This window comes from Millisia brevis NBRC 105863, assembly GCF_001552615.1.
Lineage (GTDB): Bacteria > Actinomycetota > Actinomycetes > Mycobacteriales > Mycobacteriaceae > Millisia > Millisia brevis.
The window spans coordinates 60,999-78,282 of the sequence record NZ_BCRN01000013.1 but is presented as its reverse complement, the minus strand read 5'-3'; the positions used below and the strand labels follow the sequence as shown (position 1 = coordinate 78,282).

Annotated in this window: 16 protein-coding genes; 12 read left to right on the top strand and 4 right to left on the bottom strand. The window is 65.7% G+C overall.

The features are described 5' to 3' along the window. Window positions 1–336: 336 nt before the first annotated feature. On the top strand, window positions 337–1,233 hold the full coding sequence (locus tag MB1_RS25225; protein WP_218000263.1) for an OmpA family protein: 897 nt from the start codon (window positions 337–339) through the stop codon (window positions 1,231–1,233). 32 nt (window positions 1,234–1,265) lie between these two features. After that, window positions 1,266–2,582, top strand: a complete 1,317-nt coding sequence (locus tag MB1_RS25700; protein ID WP_157084143.1) for a hypothetical protein — start codon at window positions 1,266–1,268, stop codon at window positions 2,580–2,582. A gap of 253 nt (window positions 2,583–2,835) precedes the next feature. Here the strand turns inward: MB1_RS25700 and MB1_RS17505 are convergent, their stop codons facing one another. Genes MB1_RS17505 through MB1_RS17495 form a run of 3 tightly spaced genes read right to left on the bottom strand, consistent with a single transcriptional unit; the run spans window position 2,836 to window position 5,317 of the window. After that, the gene (locus MB1_RS17505) at window positions 2,836–3,576 is read right to left on the bottom strand and encodes an amino acid ABC transporter ATP-binding protein (protein WP_066910196.1); all 741 of its coding nucleotides are present in this window, start codon (window positions 3,574–3,576) and stop codon (window positions 2,836–2,838) included. Beyond that, complete coding sequence (locus MB1_RS17500) at window positions 3,573–4,463, bottom strand: amino acid ABC transporter permease (protein ID WP_066910193.1); 891 nt, start codon at window positions 4,461–4,463, stop codon at window positions 3,573–3,575. Before MB1_RS17500 ends, MB1_RS17505 begins: the two co-directional genes overlap by 4 nt. Window positions 4,464–4,465: 2 nt before the next feature. After that, window positions 4,466–5,317 carry an ABC transporter substrate-binding protein gene (locus MB1_RS17495; RefSeq protein WP_066910190.1) on the bottom strand — a complete coding sequence of 284 codons (852 nt, stop codon included), beginning with the start codon at window positions 5,315–5,317 and terminating at the stop codon, window positions 4,466–4,468. A gap of 192 nt (window positions 5,318–5,509) precedes the next feature. Here MB1_RS17495 and MB1_RS17490 point away from each other — a divergent pair, with 192 nt between their 5' ends. From MB1_RS17490 to MB1_RS17465, 5 genes are all read left to right on the top strand, one after another. Further along, complete coding sequence (locus MB1_RS17490) at window positions 5,510–6,829, top strand: acetyl-CoA C-acyltransferase (protein ID WP_066910187.1); 1,320 nt, start codon at window positions 5,510–5,512, stop codon at window positions 6,827–6,829. Window positions 6,830–7,092: 263 nt separating this feature from the next. Continuing rightward, entirely contained in the window at window positions 7,093–7,689 is a 597-nt protein-coding gene (locus tag MB1_RS17485; RefSeq protein WP_084352104.1) for a helix-turn-helix transcriptional regulator, read from the top strand. Further along, window positions 7,686–8,861, top strand: coding sequence for a sensor histidine kinase (locus MB1_RS17480; protein ID WP_157084142.1), 1,176 nt, complete (start codon window positions 7,686–7,688; stop codon window positions 8,859–8,861). Before MB1_RS17485 ends, MB1_RS17480 begins: the two co-directional genes overlap by 4 nt. After that, window positions 8,858–9,904, top strand: coding sequence for a DUF8320 family protein (locus MB1_RS25695; protein WP_157084141.1), 1,047 nt, complete (start codon window positions 8,858–8,860; stop codon window positions 9,902–9,904). The genes MB1_RS17480 and MB1_RS25695 overlap by 4 nt, the downstream gene beginning before the upstream one ends. Before the next feature lie 234 nt (window positions 9,905–10,138). Then, window positions 10,139–10,825 (top strand): hypothetical protein, encoded by a 687-nt coding sequence (locus MB1_RS17465; RefSeq protein WP_157084140.1) that lies wholly within the window; start codon window positions 10,139–10,141, stop codon window positions 10,823–10,825. Window positions 10,826–10,874: 49 nt separating this feature from the next. Here MB1_RS17465 and MB1_RS17460 read toward each other — a convergent pair whose 3' ends face one another. Continuing rightward, on the bottom strand, window positions 10,875–12,857 hold the full coding sequence (locus MB1_RS17460) for an MDR family MFS transporter (protein ID WP_245650241.1): 1,983 nt from the start codon (window positions 12,855–12,857) through the stop codon (window positions 10,875–10,877). 213 nt (window positions 12,858–13,070) lie between these two features. Between MB1_RS17460 and MB1_RS17455 the strand changes: the two genes are divergently transcribed. From MB1_RS17455 to MB1_RS17435, 5 genes are all read left to right on the top strand, one after another. Then, on the top strand, window positions 13,071–14,429 hold the full coding sequence (locus tag MB1_RS17455; RefSeq protein ID WP_157084139.1) for a low temperature requirement protein A: 1,359 nt from the start codon (window positions 13,071–13,073) through the stop codon (window positions 14,427–14,429). Window positions 14,430–14,557: 128 nt separating this feature from the next. Continuing rightward, window positions 14,558–14,806: a metal-sensitive transcriptional regulator gene (locus tag MB1_RS17450; protein WP_066910476.1), complete on the top strand. Its 249-nt coding sequence runs from the start codon at window positions 14,558–14,560 to the stop codon at window positions 14,804–14,806. Between the two features lie 97 nt (window positions 14,807–14,903). Continuing rightward, a complete protein-coding gene (locus MB1_RS17445) occupies window positions 14,904–15,626 on the top strand; it encodes an NPCBM/NEW2 domain-containing protein (protein ID WP_157084138.1) in 723 nt (240 codons plus the stop codon). Next, window positions 15,623–16,177, top strand: a complete 555-nt coding sequence (idi, locus tag MB1_RS17440) for an isopentenyl-diphosphate Delta-isomerase (protein WP_066910167.1) — start codon at window positions 15,623–15,625, stop codon at window positions 16,175–16,177. The genes MB1_RS17445 and idi overlap by 4 nt, the downstream gene beginning before the upstream one ends. Before the next feature lie 90 nt (window positions 16,178–16,267). Next, complete coding sequence (locus MB1_RS17435) at window positions 16,268–17,239, top strand: MsnO8 family LLM class oxidoreductase (RefSeq protein WP_066910163.1); 972 nt, start codon at window positions 16,268–16,270, stop codon at window positions 17,237–17,239. The last annotated feature ends 45 nt before the right edge of the window (window positions 17,240–17,284 follow it).

Here is a 17,284-nt window from a genome sequence, read left to right as displayed (position 1 = left end):
GTCCGACGGCTTCGGTTCACACGGAGACAAGGTCCGAGTTAACCAATGTTCCACAAGCATAATCGTCAAAGAATCCCTACTCGGATTAACTCGACAACCCGAATCTGCAGAATTGCTCTAACTATTCTGACCGTTTCCATGGCATCAGCATGCGGTACATCAGCCTCACCCTTAACAATTGTAACGACATCATCTGCCGCCGAGCCTGCTCCATCCATCGATGGCATCGAAGATCTCCTCGCTGAGCGGGCCCTCTCTTCAATTCAGCCCGGCGATGGCGCTGTGGAGATAATTACAGCAGGACAGGACAGGACGACAACGGTCGACTTGACACCCATGCGCAATGAGGAGGTCGAGGCGATTCCAGAGCGCGCTCGACACCTGGTGGATGCACGGCTTGCCGATCTAACTGCGACGCTTTCGAGGCTTACCGCTGGGACCAGCGAACTGGACCTGCTGACTGTACTCGACCGCGGTGTTAGACGCACACCACCGGGAGGCACCGTCATGGTGCTCTCATCTGGCATCCAAACTGTCGATCCACTCAATCTATCGACGTTGGGGTGGTCATTCGACCCCCGACAGGCAGCTATCGACCTGGCAGAACGAGGGCTTATCCCGGACGCTGCGGGGCGCCACGTTTCTATGAGCGGAATCGGAACAGCCCTCGGTACACAACCTGCACTTCCGCGCCCGCAGCGGCAATTGCTGATTGAATTGTGGCGGGAGGTGTGTGCCGCATCAGGCGCCGAGAGCTGCGAGATCTCCGATCAAGAAGTGACCCTCACAGTGCCACTGGCCACCTTGCCCGTTTCTGTGGTTGCCGTACCTCATCTCTCGACCGAGGAGCCCTCCTGTCGTTCGGGTTTGATCCGAATTCCCGATTCGGTGCTATTCCAGCCCGACACTGCACGACTCCTACCAAGTGCAGACGCATCTCTATCCGCGTTGGCCCGACAGTTCACTGCATGCTCACCCGGAGTCGCGATCCGGATAGTCGGACATTCAGCGGACGTAGATCCAGACCGAATTGACGGGGAGGATCTCTCTGAACAGCGCGCATACATGGCTCGAAATCGGCTGGTCGAGCTTGGTGTTCCTGATAGGTATTTCGCGGAAATCAGAGGAGCCGCTGATACCGAGCGTCGCGTCGATAACCACGTAGATGGCCAGTTCGACGAGGCGCTGGCTGCAATGAACCGGCGCGTGGAGATCAGCGTCGAAGTCAAGTAGAATCAAAGATGGCCACGAAAGGCTGCGATAGGGTGACTGATACAATCGAACCCCGGGCGGTGCGGATCGGCACCTCAATTTCGGACCAGACATCGTACGAGTCGTTGGACTATTCGGAGCCTGTCGGCAAAGCGAAGATCAGAGCGGGTGATACTGTCCGCTCCTGGCTTTTCAATAAACCTTGTCCTCGAAGCGGTTTGGCGGATGCCAGGGCGATGGTGAATGAACAGAATCGAATCGGATATCGTCGTTCGCCCGAGCAACTCTCACACGAAGAGTGGATCGTCCGCCATCGGATGCAGGCAAGAATCAACTCACAGGTACTCAAGTCTGTCCAGGGAAAGCTGGAGCCCGTTGTCAAGTCCCTTGCGGTAAAGGTGGAGGAACGCAACACATACGAGCGAGACCAGGACATCATGGATGATGACCTGGTAATCGGTCCTCACGGAGAAGCACTCAGCCTGGAAGCTGCGAGCAAGCGTCACAGGGACATTGATCAGGTCTTATCCGCGGCGGGCGCGAATGGCATTACGAAACACCGTCGCGTCCCTCCTCGTCAACGGAAATTCGTTGAGAAACTCATTTGGCTAGATCTTCCACTATTCGTCTACTTCCTGACTGGCGCGCTCAACGTTCCAATCACCAGCTTCTGGATGACGCCGGCAGGAATAATTCGAATGGTTTTCGCCGTGGTCATCAGCCTGTTGGCGACCATCGCCGTCGCCAGAGGCCTCAAGTATATCGGCTCTCATCACCGAGCCTACAAGAACGATAGCGGCCAGTGGGCCGACCATCGCAAGCTTCGGGCAGAGCGGGCGCTCGCGTTGGGAATCCTGATTGCAATTGCCGGTCTGATGGGCTTCCGCGTTGGCAACGACATCATCGAGGCCGGGATGAGCCTTGCCGTAGCCATTGTCGTCGGCATCGTCCTGGGTGCAGCTACAGGTCTCCTCAACTGGGTGGTGTACGCAGCGGAGTATCGCGACGGATCTGCGGAGACCGAGCTTCTCGATGCATACGCCAACGGAATTGACCGAAACTCCCGCAGTCGCCAATCGCTTCGCCGCCTATCCGCCATTCTCGAGGAGGACATCATGAAGTTGACCCTGGAAGGACAACGACTGGGACAGATCCTGAGAGCCAAGAGTTGCTCTATGGCCATCAACAGCCCCGAGGACGCGACAATCAGGTATTCGCGGTCGATTCATCAGGGCACGGGACCAGTTGGCGAACTACCTCCGGCCACCTTGGACTGGGTTCCCCTCGAAACCACCCTCTCCCAGCTTGAAACGCTGTCGCAACTTTCGGCTTCTTCTGGAGGGGTCGAGGACTCGGAGTTGAAAAAGTGAGTTGGTCTAATTGGGGCAAGAAGGCAAAGCGAGCCGGAGACACCTTTCTATCGACCGCCATGTTCGCAGCCAGCACTCATGCGGCATCCGGTCTTCCTCCCCATCTCGCCGCGCAATACAACGATCACAAGACAAACCAATCCTCTCAACGAACGGCGGAACGGCGCGAATTGCTGGATAAGCACACTCGGGCCAACAACCAACCGACAACCAGCAAGGACCAGAAAAAGTTGAGGAAGGACATTCGAGGGAACTAATCGATGACCCGGACCCGGGAGAGGAAGGTGCGGGTGCGCTCCTGTTGCGGATCACCGAAAAGCTGCTCGGGCGGCCCCTGCTCGCGGATCACCCCGGCGTCGAGGAAGACCACCCGATGCGCCACCTCACGGGCGAAGGACATCTCGTGGGTGGCCATCACGATGGTGGCGCCGTCGGCGGCGAGTTCGCGCACCAGGTCGAGGACTTCGCCCACCAGTTCCGGGTCGAGGGCGCTGGTGATCTCGTCGAACAGCAGCAGTTCCGGCGAGTTCATGATCGCCCGCACGATCGCCACCCGCTGCTGCTGTCCGCCGGAGAGCCGGTCGGGGTAGCTGTCGGCGAAGTCGACCAGGCCGATCCGTTCGAGCAATTCGAGGCCGCGCGCCCTCGCGGCGCGGGCGGGCTGCTTGTGGACGTGTCGGGCGGCGAGGGTGACGTTGTCGATCACCTTCAGATGCGGAAACAGGTTGTAGTGCTGGAAGACCGTGCCGATGCGCGCCCGAACGGCGTCCCCGTCGACGCGGGGATCGGAGATGTCCTGCTCCCCCAGGAAGATCTGCCCGTCGTCGATCGGTTCGAGCAGCCCGGCGACCTTCAACAGGGTCGACTTGCCGGAGCCGGACGCCCCGATCAGGGCGATGACCTCGTGCTGCTCCACCGCGAAGTCGATGGCGTCGAGTACCACTCGCGACCCGTAGGCCTTGCGAACACCCTCGAGCCGCAGGACCGCGCTCATACGACCGCTCCCAACTGTTCGCGCCGCCGTTGCCGCGCGGTGAGCCAGTCCGTCACCCGGATCAACGGGAACGCGATCGCCACGAAGAGCAGGCCCGCCAGGACGTACGGGGTGAAGTTGAACAGCGCCGAGGTTTCGATCTGCGCGGCGCGCACCGCGTCGACCGCGCCGAGCACCGAGATCAGTCCCACATCCTTCTGCATGGCGACCAGATCGTTCATCAATGCCGGGGTCACCTTGCGCACCGCCTGCGGAAGCACCACCAGCCGCATGGTTTTGGTGTGCGAGAGACCGAGCGAGCGGGCCGCCATCCGCTGCGACGGGTGCACTGCCTCGATGCCGGCGCGCAGCACCTCCGAGACGTACGCCGAGTAGGTGAGGATCAGCGCGATCGTGCCCCAGAATTCCATCGGCATCCGCGGGAAGATCTGTAGACCCGGGAGCCCGAACCCAACCAGGTACAACACGATCAGCAACGGGGTACCGCGGAAGACGTCGGTATAGGCGGCGGCCAGGAAGCGCAGCGGAAAGAAGATCGGGCCGCGGATCGTGCGGGCCGCGGCCAGCAGCAACCCGAGGATCGCGACACCGATCACCGCGAAGAACAGCACCCGCAGATTGAGCAGCAGGCCCTCGAAAACCCGCGGCCACGCGGCGATAAGGGCGTCGCGGTTGAAGAAGAAGTCCTGCACCTGCTCCCAACCGGGCGACCGAATCACCAGCACCCAGATGGCCACCGCGAAGACCAGGGTCGACGCGGCGGCGATCAGCACCGAAGTGCCGGTCTGGCGGCGGCGATAGGCCCGCCGTTCCACCTCGATACTGCTGGGGACCCAGGCGGGCGGGTTCCCGGCGACGCCTGTCGCCGCCGGGTCCGGACCGGTCACGCTCAGGACAGTACGGGGGCGACGCCGTCGCCGCCGAGCCACTGGTCGGCGAGCTGGTCGAGAGTGCCGTTCTCCCGGAGGGTGTCGACGGCGGCGGTGACCTCACCGGTCAGCGGGCTGTCCTTGGGCAGCACGAATCCGAGTTCGTCGCCCTGCTCGCCGTCGGCCTCGGGCAGCTGCCCGACGATGATGCCGCCGGTCAGTTCGGCGGAGGAGACGTAGAAGGCGGTCGGCAGGTCGAAGACCACGGCGTCGACCTGGCCGGTCTCGAGCGCGACCTTGACGTCGTCATTGTTGTTGAACGCGGCCACCGGACGGGTCGGGTCGATCGCCCGCTCCGCCGCCAGGAAGCTGGTGGTGCCGGACTGGGCGCCGATCAGCACATCGCGCAGATCCGCCAACGACGTCGCGCCCGCGGCCGGGGAACCCTCGCGGGTGACGACCACCTGGGTCGTCACGTAGTAGGGGCTGGAGAAGTCGACGAACTGGCGGCGTTCCTCGCGGATCGAGAACTGCTGCAGGTTGACGTCGAAGTCCTTGGGGCCCGGCGCGATCGCCGAGTCGAAGGTGGTGCGCACCCAGTCGACCTGGTCGGGTTCGAAGCCGAGTTGGTCGGCGACGGCGTAGGCGACGGCCGACTCGAACCCCTCACCCGACGACGGATCGTCGTCGATCACCCAGGGGAAGTACGCCGGTTCGCCGGTTCCCACCGTGAAGCGGCCGGGGGTGACGTAGCCGTCATCGGCGGCGTCGGTGGTGGTCGAGGCGCTGTCGCTCGAACCGGAGGAGCAGGCGGTCAATCCCAGTGCGGCGGACATGGCGAGGGCGAGTGCAGCGAGGGCGCGTCGGGACATCTCTTCTCCGGATCGGTGCGGTCGGGCGCGACACATGCTGCCGCATATGCCGGGAATGCATCAGAGTATTCATCGCATCGATTCGGACACAACGCAGCGTGCGCCCCGTTTCCACCGATCCGACCCGGGTCATTTAGTGGGACATCACGTACCATGTATCGCACCAGTGGTTCCACGACAGGAGCGTCGGATATGGGTGGGTCGGGCACAGCCGGGTCGAATACGAGCAGCGGGCGGCGCGCCGTCATCGTCGGCGGGATTCGGACCCCGTTCCTGCGGGCGTTCACCGATTTCACCCGCCTCGACAGCATCGATCTGGCGGACGCGGCGGTGCAGGGTTTGATCGACCGGACCGGCCTGGCGCCGAACGCTATTGAGGCGATCGTCTGGGGTGGTGTCGTACTGCCCAGCGCCGCACCAAATATCGCACGCGAGATCGCGATCGATCTGAAGCTCGACCCGGATTGCGAGGGCTACACCGTCACCCGCGCCTGCGCGTCCGGCCTGCAGGCGGTGACCAGCGCGGCCGCGGCGATCGAACGCGGCGAGTACGACATCATGGTCGCCGGCGGCAGCGACTCGACCAGCAATGCGGAGGTGAAGCTGCCGCAGAAGGTGGTGCACGCGTCGGCGCCGATCGCGTTGGGCAAGCCGGGATTCAAGGACTATCTGGAGGCCGCCCGGCAGCTGGCCCCGTTCTACGATGCGCTGCCCAAGCGCCCGAAGATCGCCGAGCGCACCACCGGTGAGGTGATGGGCGAGTCCGCGGAGAAGATGGCCCGCATCCACGGCGTCGGCCGCGCGGATCAGGACGCCTTCGCCGCGCGCTCGCATCATCGGGCCGCCGCCGCGATCGCGTCCGGTCGTTTCGACGACGAGGTGATCAGCGTTCCGACGCCCGCCGGAGGTTTGGTGACGACCGATGGTCTCGTACGGGCCGATACCTCGGTGGAGAAGCTCGCCCGGCTGAAGCCGGTATTCGCGGAGAACGGCTCGGTGACGGCGGGCAACGCGAGCCCGCTGACCGACGGCGCGTCCGCGGTGCTGCTGATGAGCGAGGAGAAGGCCAGCGCCCTGGGCTTCACCCCGCTCGCGGCGTTCCGGTCATGGAGTTACACCGGTGTCGATCCGGCCGACGAGGTGCTGATCGGTCCGGCGATCTCGATGCCCCGCGCCTTGGCGAAGGCCGGAATGTCCCTGGCCGACGTCGATCTGGTCGACATCCACGAAGCGTTCGCCGCGCAGACCCTGTCGGTGCTCGACGCACTGGCCTCCAAGACCTGGGCAGTCGAGCGCCTCGGCACCGACGAGCCCGTCGGCGACATCGACATCGACCGCCTCAACGTGCACGGCGGCTCGATCTCCCTGGGCCATCCCTTCGCCGCGACCGGCGCCCGCATGGTGACCACCATGGCCAACGAACTGCACCGCACCGGAATGCAGACCGCCCTGCTCGGCATCTGCGCCGCCGGGGGCATCGGGGCCTCGGCGATTCTCGAACGGGTGGAGTGACAGCCGGACCGGAACTACTTTCCCGGCCTCGATCACTTGGTCCGAGCGAGGGCTATTATTCCCTGGTCGCATTCCAGCGCATTACCCAATGGCGCCCTCCCTTACTCCCGTATCCGAGAGGTTGATGCGATCCCGGTAAGTAGTCGTCGTGCGGAGGCATTGTGGCGAAGAATGTGGTCGACGACCGCTCGAGCCCGGACGATGACGCCATCCACTCGATCGGATTGGTGGAGGACCACGAATCGGTTATCGCCGGGCTATCGATGCTTCTCGCCGACGAGCCGGACCTCCACCTGGCGGCGCACGCTCCGACCGTTGACGGATTGCTCGAACAGAGCACCACCTTGAGCCTGGTGATTCTGGATCTGCGCCTGGAAGACGGCTCCTCGCCAACTAGCAACGTCGGGCAGCTGCGAGCCCTGGGTATCCCGGTTCTCGTCTTCACCGGCGGGGAAGATCCATATCTGGTCAGGCTCGCAGCGTCGGCCGGAGTCCTGGGCGTGTTGAGGAAGTCCCAACCGAACGCGGCGGTCGTGTCGGCGATCCGCATGGCGGTCCGAGGTGAAGGGATCATCACCACCGAGTGGGCCGCCGCGATCGACAGCGACCCGGGACTCGACGCGGTGGGCCTGAGCCCACGACAACGCGAGGTGTTGGAGTTGTATGCCTCCGGTGAAACCACGTCCCGAGTGGCTCGCCTGACAGGTCTGCAGGAAAACACGGTCATCGACTACGTTCGGCGCATCAGGCTGCGGTACGCCGAAGCCGGTCGCCCGGCGCCAACCAGGACCGAACTGTACAAACGGGCATTGGAAGACGGATACCTTCCCGTGCCACGCCGGTCCTTTCGGCGGTCATGAGCGCGACAATCACTCCCGGGCCGGCCGAGTCACGCATTCGACGAGTCTTCGTACAGTTCATTGCGGCCGGGTACGTCATATACCTGGCATTGTCGGTACCGAATGCGCTCGGTTATGCATCTCGATTTGCGGAGTGGTGGACTCCGCTGGCGTTGGTGGTCGTCTTCCTACCGGGACTGTGGCTCGGCGTCGAAGGATTCCGCGGTACTCAACGACGGATGCGTTGGTGCGCGAATATCGCAGCGGGCGGTTATCTGATCGCACTGGCCACCGGCTTCATTGCGTGGGTGGGCCCACAAACCAGCACGCCACCACCGGTCTGGCTTGCCGCGTTCCCGGCGCTGTGCACGATGGCCGCCGTCGCCGGCAGCGGCTACCGGGTCGGCCTCGTCTACTTGCCGGTTTCAGCCCTCGCCGCTCAGACGCTCAGCTATCTCGTCAATTCCAACAACAATGACTTGTTCTGGACGGACGTTGCTTTTGCCACGTCATTCAGCTCCTTGTTCGTCGCGGCTACCGTCATGGCCATGCGGACGGGTCGTCTTCTCGACGAAACGCGCGCGACCTCGGAGGCAGCTGCAGCAGGGGCGGCCGCTGCGCGGGCGCGGGCCTCCGAACGGCAGCGTCTCGACGCACTGGTCCACGACCACATCATGGCGACACTGCTCGCGGTCAACAGGCAAGGATCGACACCCACGGTTCGGCGGAGCGCCGACAAGGCGCTCCAAGATCTGGGAGATCTGTCTACCGATTTCGACATCGACGGCACCGTCGATGCGTCGTATCTGGCAGCGTCGGTTCGCTCCGCCATCGGTGATCTGGATGGCGATGCAAACGTCGAATTCGACCTGGCTCCGATCGCCGTTCGACTTCCGGGTGAGGCGGCGCGAGTGTTGGTCGATGCCACCGCCGAAGCCGTCCGAAACAGCGTCCGGCATGCCGGCGGGTCGGCAAAGCGCTCGATATCGCTGGTCGTCGATACCGATAGGGTCGGTATTCGAGTCACCGACAACGGATGCGGGTTCGACCCGCGTGCGGTCCCCCCGCACCGACTGGGGATCCAGGTCAGCATCCACAATCGGACGCGGACCGTCCCCGGCGCGACTTCAGCCATCGACTCCGCACCGGGCCGAGGCACCACCGTCACACTCGGCTGGGGGCGGACCACGTGATCTCCGATCCCTACCGATCCGGCGACATCCGCACCCTCCTCGGCTTGCAGACGTGGACGGCACGCGTGCTGGTGGCCGGCTTCTTTGCCGTCATATGTCTGATTGCGGTCAACACCATGCCCGGCGTGACTTCCGCCGTGGCCACGTTCAGCGCCCTTGCTGTCGTTGCAGTCGGGAGCATCCTGGTCATATCGGTGGACGGGGATCCCATGCCCCGGACGGCCGCGACGGTCACGGCGCTGGCGGCTCCGGTCGCAAGTGCGATCATCCTGGCGTCTACAGCTTGGCCACCAACATTCGCCTGGTACCTGTGGCCTGCGACCGCGGCAACCCCTGCTCAGACATTCCTGGCAGCACGGGGTCGAACCGCACTGGCATGGGCCGGATGGACATCAACCATCGTCGTCCTGATCGCCTGGAACACGATGAACGGTAGCGAGCCATTGATGAATGTCGGGGTCCAACTTGCCGGAGCTGGGCCCCTGCTGATGGCCACCTTCTTTGCGTTCAAGATTCGACCGATCGCGCGGGCGGTCTTCGTGCTGCGCGAACGCACCGTTCGACAAGCCGCCGCGGAGTCGGCCGCCCGGGCGGCCCTGGTCGAGCGAAAGGCCTTGGCGAAGCAACTCGACATTCTCACGCGTCCGTTGCTCGAGCGAATCGCATCCGACCGCCCGCTCGATACCACCGAGCTAACGCAATGTGCGCTTCTCGAGGCGCAGCTGCGGGATAGTCTGCGCGCGCCGAAATTGGCGACGGAGCCGGTCTCGACGGCCGCGAACGCCGCCCGGCAGCGTGGTGTCGAAGTGGTCCTGCTCGATGATGGAGGCCTCGACCATGTCGCCGAAGAGCCCACCGCCCGCGTCCTGGCCGGCATCTCCGCGCAGCTCGATCGGTGTTTCGCCGGCACGGTGACCGCCCGGGTTCTACCTCCCGGACGCACACGACTGGCAACCGTATTGGCAGTCCACGGCGAACGATCGGACCGCCTGGAATTCGGCACGGACGGAACACCTGTCGATTCCGAGAATCGGCGCGAGTAGCGACCCGAACGAACCATCTCATTAGCTGCACTAACTATGCCCCCTGCTCGGGGGTCCCTCCATTCGGGTCTGGTGACACGATGCGTCACCAAGTTAACGTCCATTCGGGTCGAAAAGAACTACACATGTGCTCGTTGGTGCATCACCCGCACCGGCACATCGCACATGGTGCACCCGGACCGGCAGCTGCAATCCCGTCGGCCCGCATTCGGCAGCGAGCGACACGGAAACAGCATGACCACCTCGAGATTCACTGGCCGAATCGCCAACACCATGATCCTCCTCGCGCCGGTCAGTTTGCTGATCACGACCGGCAGCGACGGCAACCCGAACGACTGGATACACCTGGCTTTCGCCTTGACCGCAGCGGGAGTGACATTGTCGTATACGGCCGCAGCTGTGAAAAAGCGTGAAGACAGTGTCGAGCAGAAGAATCGTGACCTCGAGCGCGCAGCGAGGATCAGCCACGAACAGGCACGAAACCGCCGGGACCAACATGCCCGGTTGACCGAGGTGATGTCGGACTCGAACAGAAGGGCATGGGAGGCGATCGGAAGACTACCGGGCCATCTCGAGGCGGCCGGTGAATTTCTGAAACAAGCGGAAGCTGATTGGGGGCAGCGGGTATCCAGCCCCTTCTGGACCTCCCTCGAGCGATCGAAGCTCAAGCTGAAGGACTTCCGAGATGAGGTCGTGACCATCGAGGCGTTGGCGAAGCTGTATACCGATACCGCCGCCGGCTACGACCGTGCTCCTCCGCCTTTCGCGGTCCCGGAGGTATCGATCTCGGTGCTGGAACTGTACCGAACGATCCACGACAACATCTCCGGTTCGATTCGTCTTGCCATGACCGATATCGAGTTCGTCAAGGAAGCCACAAGGCGTCTACAGAACTTCGATGATGACGGCCCGCACGGCTGATCGACGTCTGCGAACGGCCGTCGGCAACCTGCCGTCGAGTGGATCGGCGCTACACCCGCGCGCTGCGCATCCTCTGGTCCCGGCGCGCATCGAAGTCCTCGCGGATCAGCCGGGTGACGACGGTGGTGATCGCCTGGTCGAGGGCCGGGCCGGGGTCGCCCGCGTCGGGAACCCAGTCGCGGACGTCCTCGAGGATGATTGCCCGCCAGGTGGCGTAGACGGCGTCGAAGTCTCGACTGCCGCGCTCGGCCAGATACAGCTCGCCGGTGGGCGCCTCGGTCAGGTAGCCCTCGTCGATCAGGCCGGTGATGTAGCTGTCGAGCACGCGTTCGGGTACGCCGATGCGGTACTCGAGGCGCTGCTGCGTCGGATGTTTGCCGAACATGCGGTCCGCCAGGGCGATCTGGGCGACGCCCCAGAGTTTGGCGTGGTCGGTGGTCACCCCGGAGCGGCGCATCGCGTCGTCGAGGGTATGTCTCTCGCTGCCGGTGATCGAGCGGCAGACCAGGTCCTCGAGGGTGTCGGCGTCGTTGTCGGGCTTGGGTATCGCAAATCCACCGCCCGGATCGCTGGCGTTCTTCGCCGCCACCGACCGCATGGTGACCTGCGGCAGGATCAGCGCGAACACGAAGGCGACCACGGCGACCGGGGCCGCCCACAGGAAGAGGTGGTTGAGCGCGGTCGCGTAGGCGTCGACGATCGGTTCGCGCGCCGCCTCCGGAAGGCTGTGCACCAGTGCAGGTGTGGCGATCTGAGCCTCGGTCACCCCGGCTTGCGCCATCGCCGCCGGCAGTTGTCGTTGCAGGTCGTTGCTGTACAGCGAGCCGAGCACCGCGACACCGAAGGAACTGCCGAGGGTGCGGAAGAAGGTGATCGCCGACGTCGCGGAGCCCAGATCGGCGAGGCTGACCGTGTTCTGGACGATGATCGTCAGGATCTGCATGATCAATCCCAGACCGGTGCCGAGCACGAACAAATACAGGCTCTGCTGCCAGATCGGTGTGCTCGCATCCATGGTCGACAGCAACACCAGGCCGATACCGATCACCACGGAACCGGCGATCGGGAAGACCTTGTACTGCCCCGTCCGTCCGACGATCGTTCCCGACGTGATCGACGTCAACAGCAGACCGAGCACCATCGGCAGGGTCCGCACCCCGGAGATGGTGGCCGACGCGCCGCCGACGTACTGCAGGAAAACCGGCAGGTAGGTCAACGATCCCATCATCGCGAATCCGACGATGAAGCTGAGCACCGTCGACACGGTGACCACCCGGCTGCGGAACAGGCGCAACGGCAGGATCGGTTCCGCCGCGCGGCTTTCCACCCAGACGAAGGCCACCAGGGCCAGCACCGAGGCGATGAACAGCCCGATGATCGTCGCCGACCCCCACGCATATTGGGTGCCGCCCCACGACGTCGCCAGGGTCAGGCCGGTCGCGCCGAGGCCGACCAGAATCACGCCGAGATAGTCGACCTTCGGCGACGCCACCCGGCCGTGGTCGGGAATGGTGCGCAGGGCGAGCAGCACCACGATGATCGCGACCGGGACGTTGATGTAGAACGCCCACCGCCAGGACAGGTTGTCGGTGAAGAATCCGCCGAGCAGCGGCCCGATCACGGTGGTCACACCGAAGACGGCACCGAGTGCGCCCTGGTACTTGCCGCGTTCGCGCAGCGGGATGACCTCACCGATCAGCGCGACGGCGGTGACCATCAGACCGCCGCCGCCGATGCCCTGCAGGGCCCGGCTGGCGATCAGCATCGACATATCGGTGGCCAGACCGCAGAGGAACGAGCCGAGAATGAAGATGACCACGCTGATCAGGAAGACGCGTTTGCGGCCGAAGAGGTCACCGAATTTGCCGGACAACGCCGTCGACACCGTCTGGGTGAGCAGATAGGCGGTGACCACCCAGCTCATATGCCCGGCGCTGCCGAGATCACCGACGATCGTCGGCAGGGCCGTCGACACGATCGTCTGATCCAGCGCCGACAACAGCATGCCGAAGAGCACGGTGATGAAGACCATGTTCATCTGCGTGCGGCTGATACCGCCGTCTTCGTGCGTGGTCGAGGGACTCGGGTTGGGTTCCGATTCCGTCGACGAGGCAACAGTATTCGACCGATTCATCGCTTATGTCCTATTCCGGCTTCGGTGGACCTGCACGACAGCTTCCCCAACTTCCCATATGTGGCCCACCTGCGCACCCATTCCCCGATTCGGGGGCTAGCGTGCACCGATGTGACCGACGAACCGCAGCCCTCCGGATCGGATCCCGCGGATTCCGCCTCACCCGATTCCGGGATGCTGACCGAGCGGCACGCGAGTTGGGCCGAGTTGTTCTTCGATCTGGTCGCGGTCGCCGGGGTGGCCGGGTTGGCGCACGTCTTGGCCGGCGAGTTCGGACCGTTGGCGCCCGCGCTGTACGTGGCGCTCTTCCTGGCCTTCTGGATGACGTGGCTGATCTTCACCCTCTACGGCAATTCCGCGGGCAGCGAGTTGCGGCTGGTACGGCTGCTTATCGGCATGTTCGGGCTCGGGGTGATGGCGGCGGCGATCCCCGGCGTCACCGAGGCGGTGCTGCACCACGAGACAACCGACGGCGCCTGGTTGGCGGCCAACGCTTTTGCCCTCGCCTATGTGATCGCCCGCTGGTTCGGCGCCCAGTCCTGGCGCGGCGGACAACTGGTCACCGACTTCCCGATCGCCCAGCAGACCCTCGGCATCCTGCCGTGGGTGGTGTCACTCTGGGTCGACGGCGAGGCGAAGCTGGCCCTCTGGGGCCTCGGCCTGGCGATCGACGTCGGCGGTCTGATCATCATCAACGGCTCGCGAATGCTCGCGTCGTACCAGCGGCGGGCGGACGAGATGCGCCGTCGTGTCGACCGATCCGCGCAGCAGGGTCCGCTTCCGGTGCATCACGATCGGCGCGGCAATCGGCGCACCGCGCTCGACCGACTCGAGGCGATGCGCGTCGGTTCCGTTCGTCTCGACCCCGAACACCTCGCCGAACGGCTCGGGCTCTTCGTGATCATCGTGCTCGGCGAGGGGATCATCCAGATGGTCCGCACCAGTTGGGAGGTCCCGTGGGATCGGGGTCTCCTCGGCGCCGGGTTGGTCGGCTTCCTGCTGCTGGTCGGGCTGTTCACCCTGTCGTTGCTGTACGGGCACGCCGGAATTCCCTATCTGCGGCCCGGGGTGCTCGGCATCCGCGTCACCCTGGCGTTGCACTTCGTCGTCGCCGGATCGATCGCCGCGCTGGCGACCGCGCTCGCAGAGACGATCGAGGTGGCGGGGCAGCCGCTGCCTACCGCGCAGCGCTGGTTGATGTGCGCAGCGGTGATGATCTACTTCGGCGTCGGACTGATCGCGGCGGTCGCGGGCGGCAACCGTCGGCGGCGGTCGCTCGTGCCGTGGGTGATCGCCGGGATCGTGCTGCCGGCGATCATCGGCGCGACCGCCGACCAGACCCGGGGCACCACGGTGGCCTGGTATGTCGCCGCGGTGCTGCTCTGGCATATCCTCGCCGCCCGCCGTCGGAGGCGCGGCGACCGGACCGATATACCGGATGGGGTATCGCCTCCCACCGCCGAGAAGTAACCCCCGGGGGTATGCTGGACGATGCCCTCGAACGGGAGGGCGGTCAGATCGCGATGAGCGCAGAGGAGTTACAGGTGAGCGAGCAGAGCAAGCCGACCGACGCGCCGGCCCTGCACAACGAAGAGGCGATGGCCGCGGTGCTCAACCGGTTGCGCCGCGCGCGGGGGCAGCTCGACGGGGTGATCGGCATGATCGAGGACGGCCGCGACTGCCGCGCCGTCGTCACCCAACTCGCGGCGGTCTCGCGGGCCCTGGACCGGGCCGGGTTCAAGATCGTCGCCAGTGGCATGCGGCAGTGCATCGCCGCGGACGGCGACGGGGTGGAGGCCCCGCTCACCGAAGAGGAACTCGAGAAGCTGTTCCTCGCTCTCGCCTGAGCGCCTTCCGCGGTAGGGGCGTCGACCGCACCACAATTGTGTCGCGGTGCCGCGATTCTGCGGCGCCCGTGGTGGCACCCGGGGCACGATGGCGGACGTGTCTACTGGTTCCGGTCGGCGGAAGTCGCGCGTTCCCACCCTGGTCATGCTGCTGGTCGCGCTGCTGACCGCCGGCGCGGTCACCTACGCGGCCACCCGCGGCGGTGGCGACGAGCCGGCCGACACCTCCGCGTCGGCGACCACGACGACCACCGCGGCCGAAACCACCACGTCCGCCGCGGAGACCACGACCGCGGAGTCGACCACCACGGCCGAGACGACCACCGAGGAGTCGACGACCACCTCGGCGAGCGAGTCGACCACCACCGGCGAGACCACGACCACCCGCAGCACCACCACAACGACGGCGCGGACCACCGAGTTGGCGAGCCTGCAGACGACCGGCGATACGCGGCCGACCACCGGCGAGGCGACGATCGACGGGCGCAGCTTCCCCGACTCGCTGTCGACGCGGATCGGCGGATGTGACACCAACGGGTCGTTCACCTACGACCTGGGCGGCGACTACCGCTCCTTCGCGACGACCGTCGGCACCACCGACGACAGCGACAGCCGCTCGGTGGTGCGCTTCGAGATCTACGCCGACGACGAATTGGTCTACACCTCCGGCAATCTCGACCAGGGACAGTCCGCGGATGTCGACATCTCGGTGGCGAATACGCAGAACCTGCGGCTGGGCTACCTGTTCATCGACGGCGACCTGAGCCGGTGCAGCAATGCCGGTGAGGCCGCCTGGGGCGACCCGACCCTGACCGAATGAGCGCGGCGACCGGCGCGACCGAGGCCCGGGTGGAACTGGTCGACGCGGACGGCCGCGCGACCGGCACCGCCCCGGTCACCGAGGCGCACCTCGCGCCGGCCGCCCGCCATCGCGCGTTCAGCGTCGTCCTGCACGACGGCGCCGGTCGGGTGCTGCTGCAGATCCGGTCGAGCGCCAAGGAGCGGTGGCCGGGCTATCTCGCGAACTCCTGCTGCGGCCACCCCGCCTCCGAGGCGACGCTGATCGAGGATGCGCGCACCCGCGTCCGGGAGGAACTCGGGATCACCGTCGAGACCCTGACCGAGGTCGGACGCTTCGAGTACCAGGCCGCGATGCCCGACTCCCGATGGGAGGAGTGGGAATACGACCACGTCCTGGTCGGCGAGATCACACCGGACACCCCGATCGATCCCGATCCCTCGGAGGTCTCCGCCTTCGCCTGGGTCGCCGGGCGTCCCGATGACGGCGTCCCGCACGCCCCGTGGCTGGCACCGGTCATCGACGCCGCGGCGGACCACGTCCCCGGCTTCCGAGGGTCGGAGACCCCCTAGCTCCACCGGGCATCCGATCCACCGGGAATCCGGGGGCACCCGCGCCGGTTCCACCCGATGAGGAACGACGAGCCGAGGGGGTGCGGACCGATGCGGGTGTCGCTGCTCGACCGATCCCGCACCCGTGCGGGCGAATCGGATGCCGAAGCGGTCGCCGCCACCGTCGCGCGGGCACGGCGCGCGGAAGCGCTTGGTTTCCAACGGTTCTGGACCGCCGAACATCACGCGGTCCCCGGTATCGCCTCCGCCGCACCGGCGGTGCTGCTCGCTGCGATCGGCGCGCGCACCCAACGGATCCGCCTGGGCACCGGCGGCATCATGGTGCCGAACCACCCACCGCTGGTGATCGCCGAACAGGCCCTGCTGCTCGAATCGCTGTATCCCGGCCGCATCGACATCGGCCTCGGCGGTTCGCTCGGCTTCACCGCCCCGATCCGCCGCGCCCTCGGGCGGACGCAGCTGCGGGACGAGCAGTACGCCGCCGAGATCGAGAGCGTCCGCGCCTACCTGGACGGCCGCGCGGAGGTCACCGCCCGACCGTCCGTGCCGCCGCCGCCACTGTTCCTGCTCGCCATCCGCAACGGTCTGACCCTGGCCGCCGCATTGGGGATGCCGGCGGTGATCGCCGGGCCACTGGTCACCGATACGGCCGCCGTCGAGACGTACTTCCGTACCTACCGGGGCAGCGAGCACGCACCCGAGCCGTACCTGATGGTCGGGGTCGAGGTCGCCGTCGCCGACTCCGAGGAGCAGGCGCGCGACCTGCTGCTCCCCGACTCCTGGGCCTACGCCGACTCGCGGGATGTCGGCGAGTTCCGCGCGCTGCGACCCGTCGACGAGGTCCGCGAGCTGCTGCGGACCGAGGCGAGCGACCGGAAGCTCGAGGTCGTGCGCGCCCGGACCGACTCGGCGATCGCCGGTACCCCCGAACAGGTGGCCGAGGCGCTCACGCAGGTGGTGAAGCGCACCGGGGCGTCGGAGGTCCTCGCGAGCGTCAGCACCTTCGAGCGCGCCGACGTCGCCCACGCCGACGAGGTCCTGGCCTCGCTCGGCGGCTCGTAGCGGGGGTCGTTCAGCGAGGGTCGTTCAGCAGGGACCGTTCGGCAG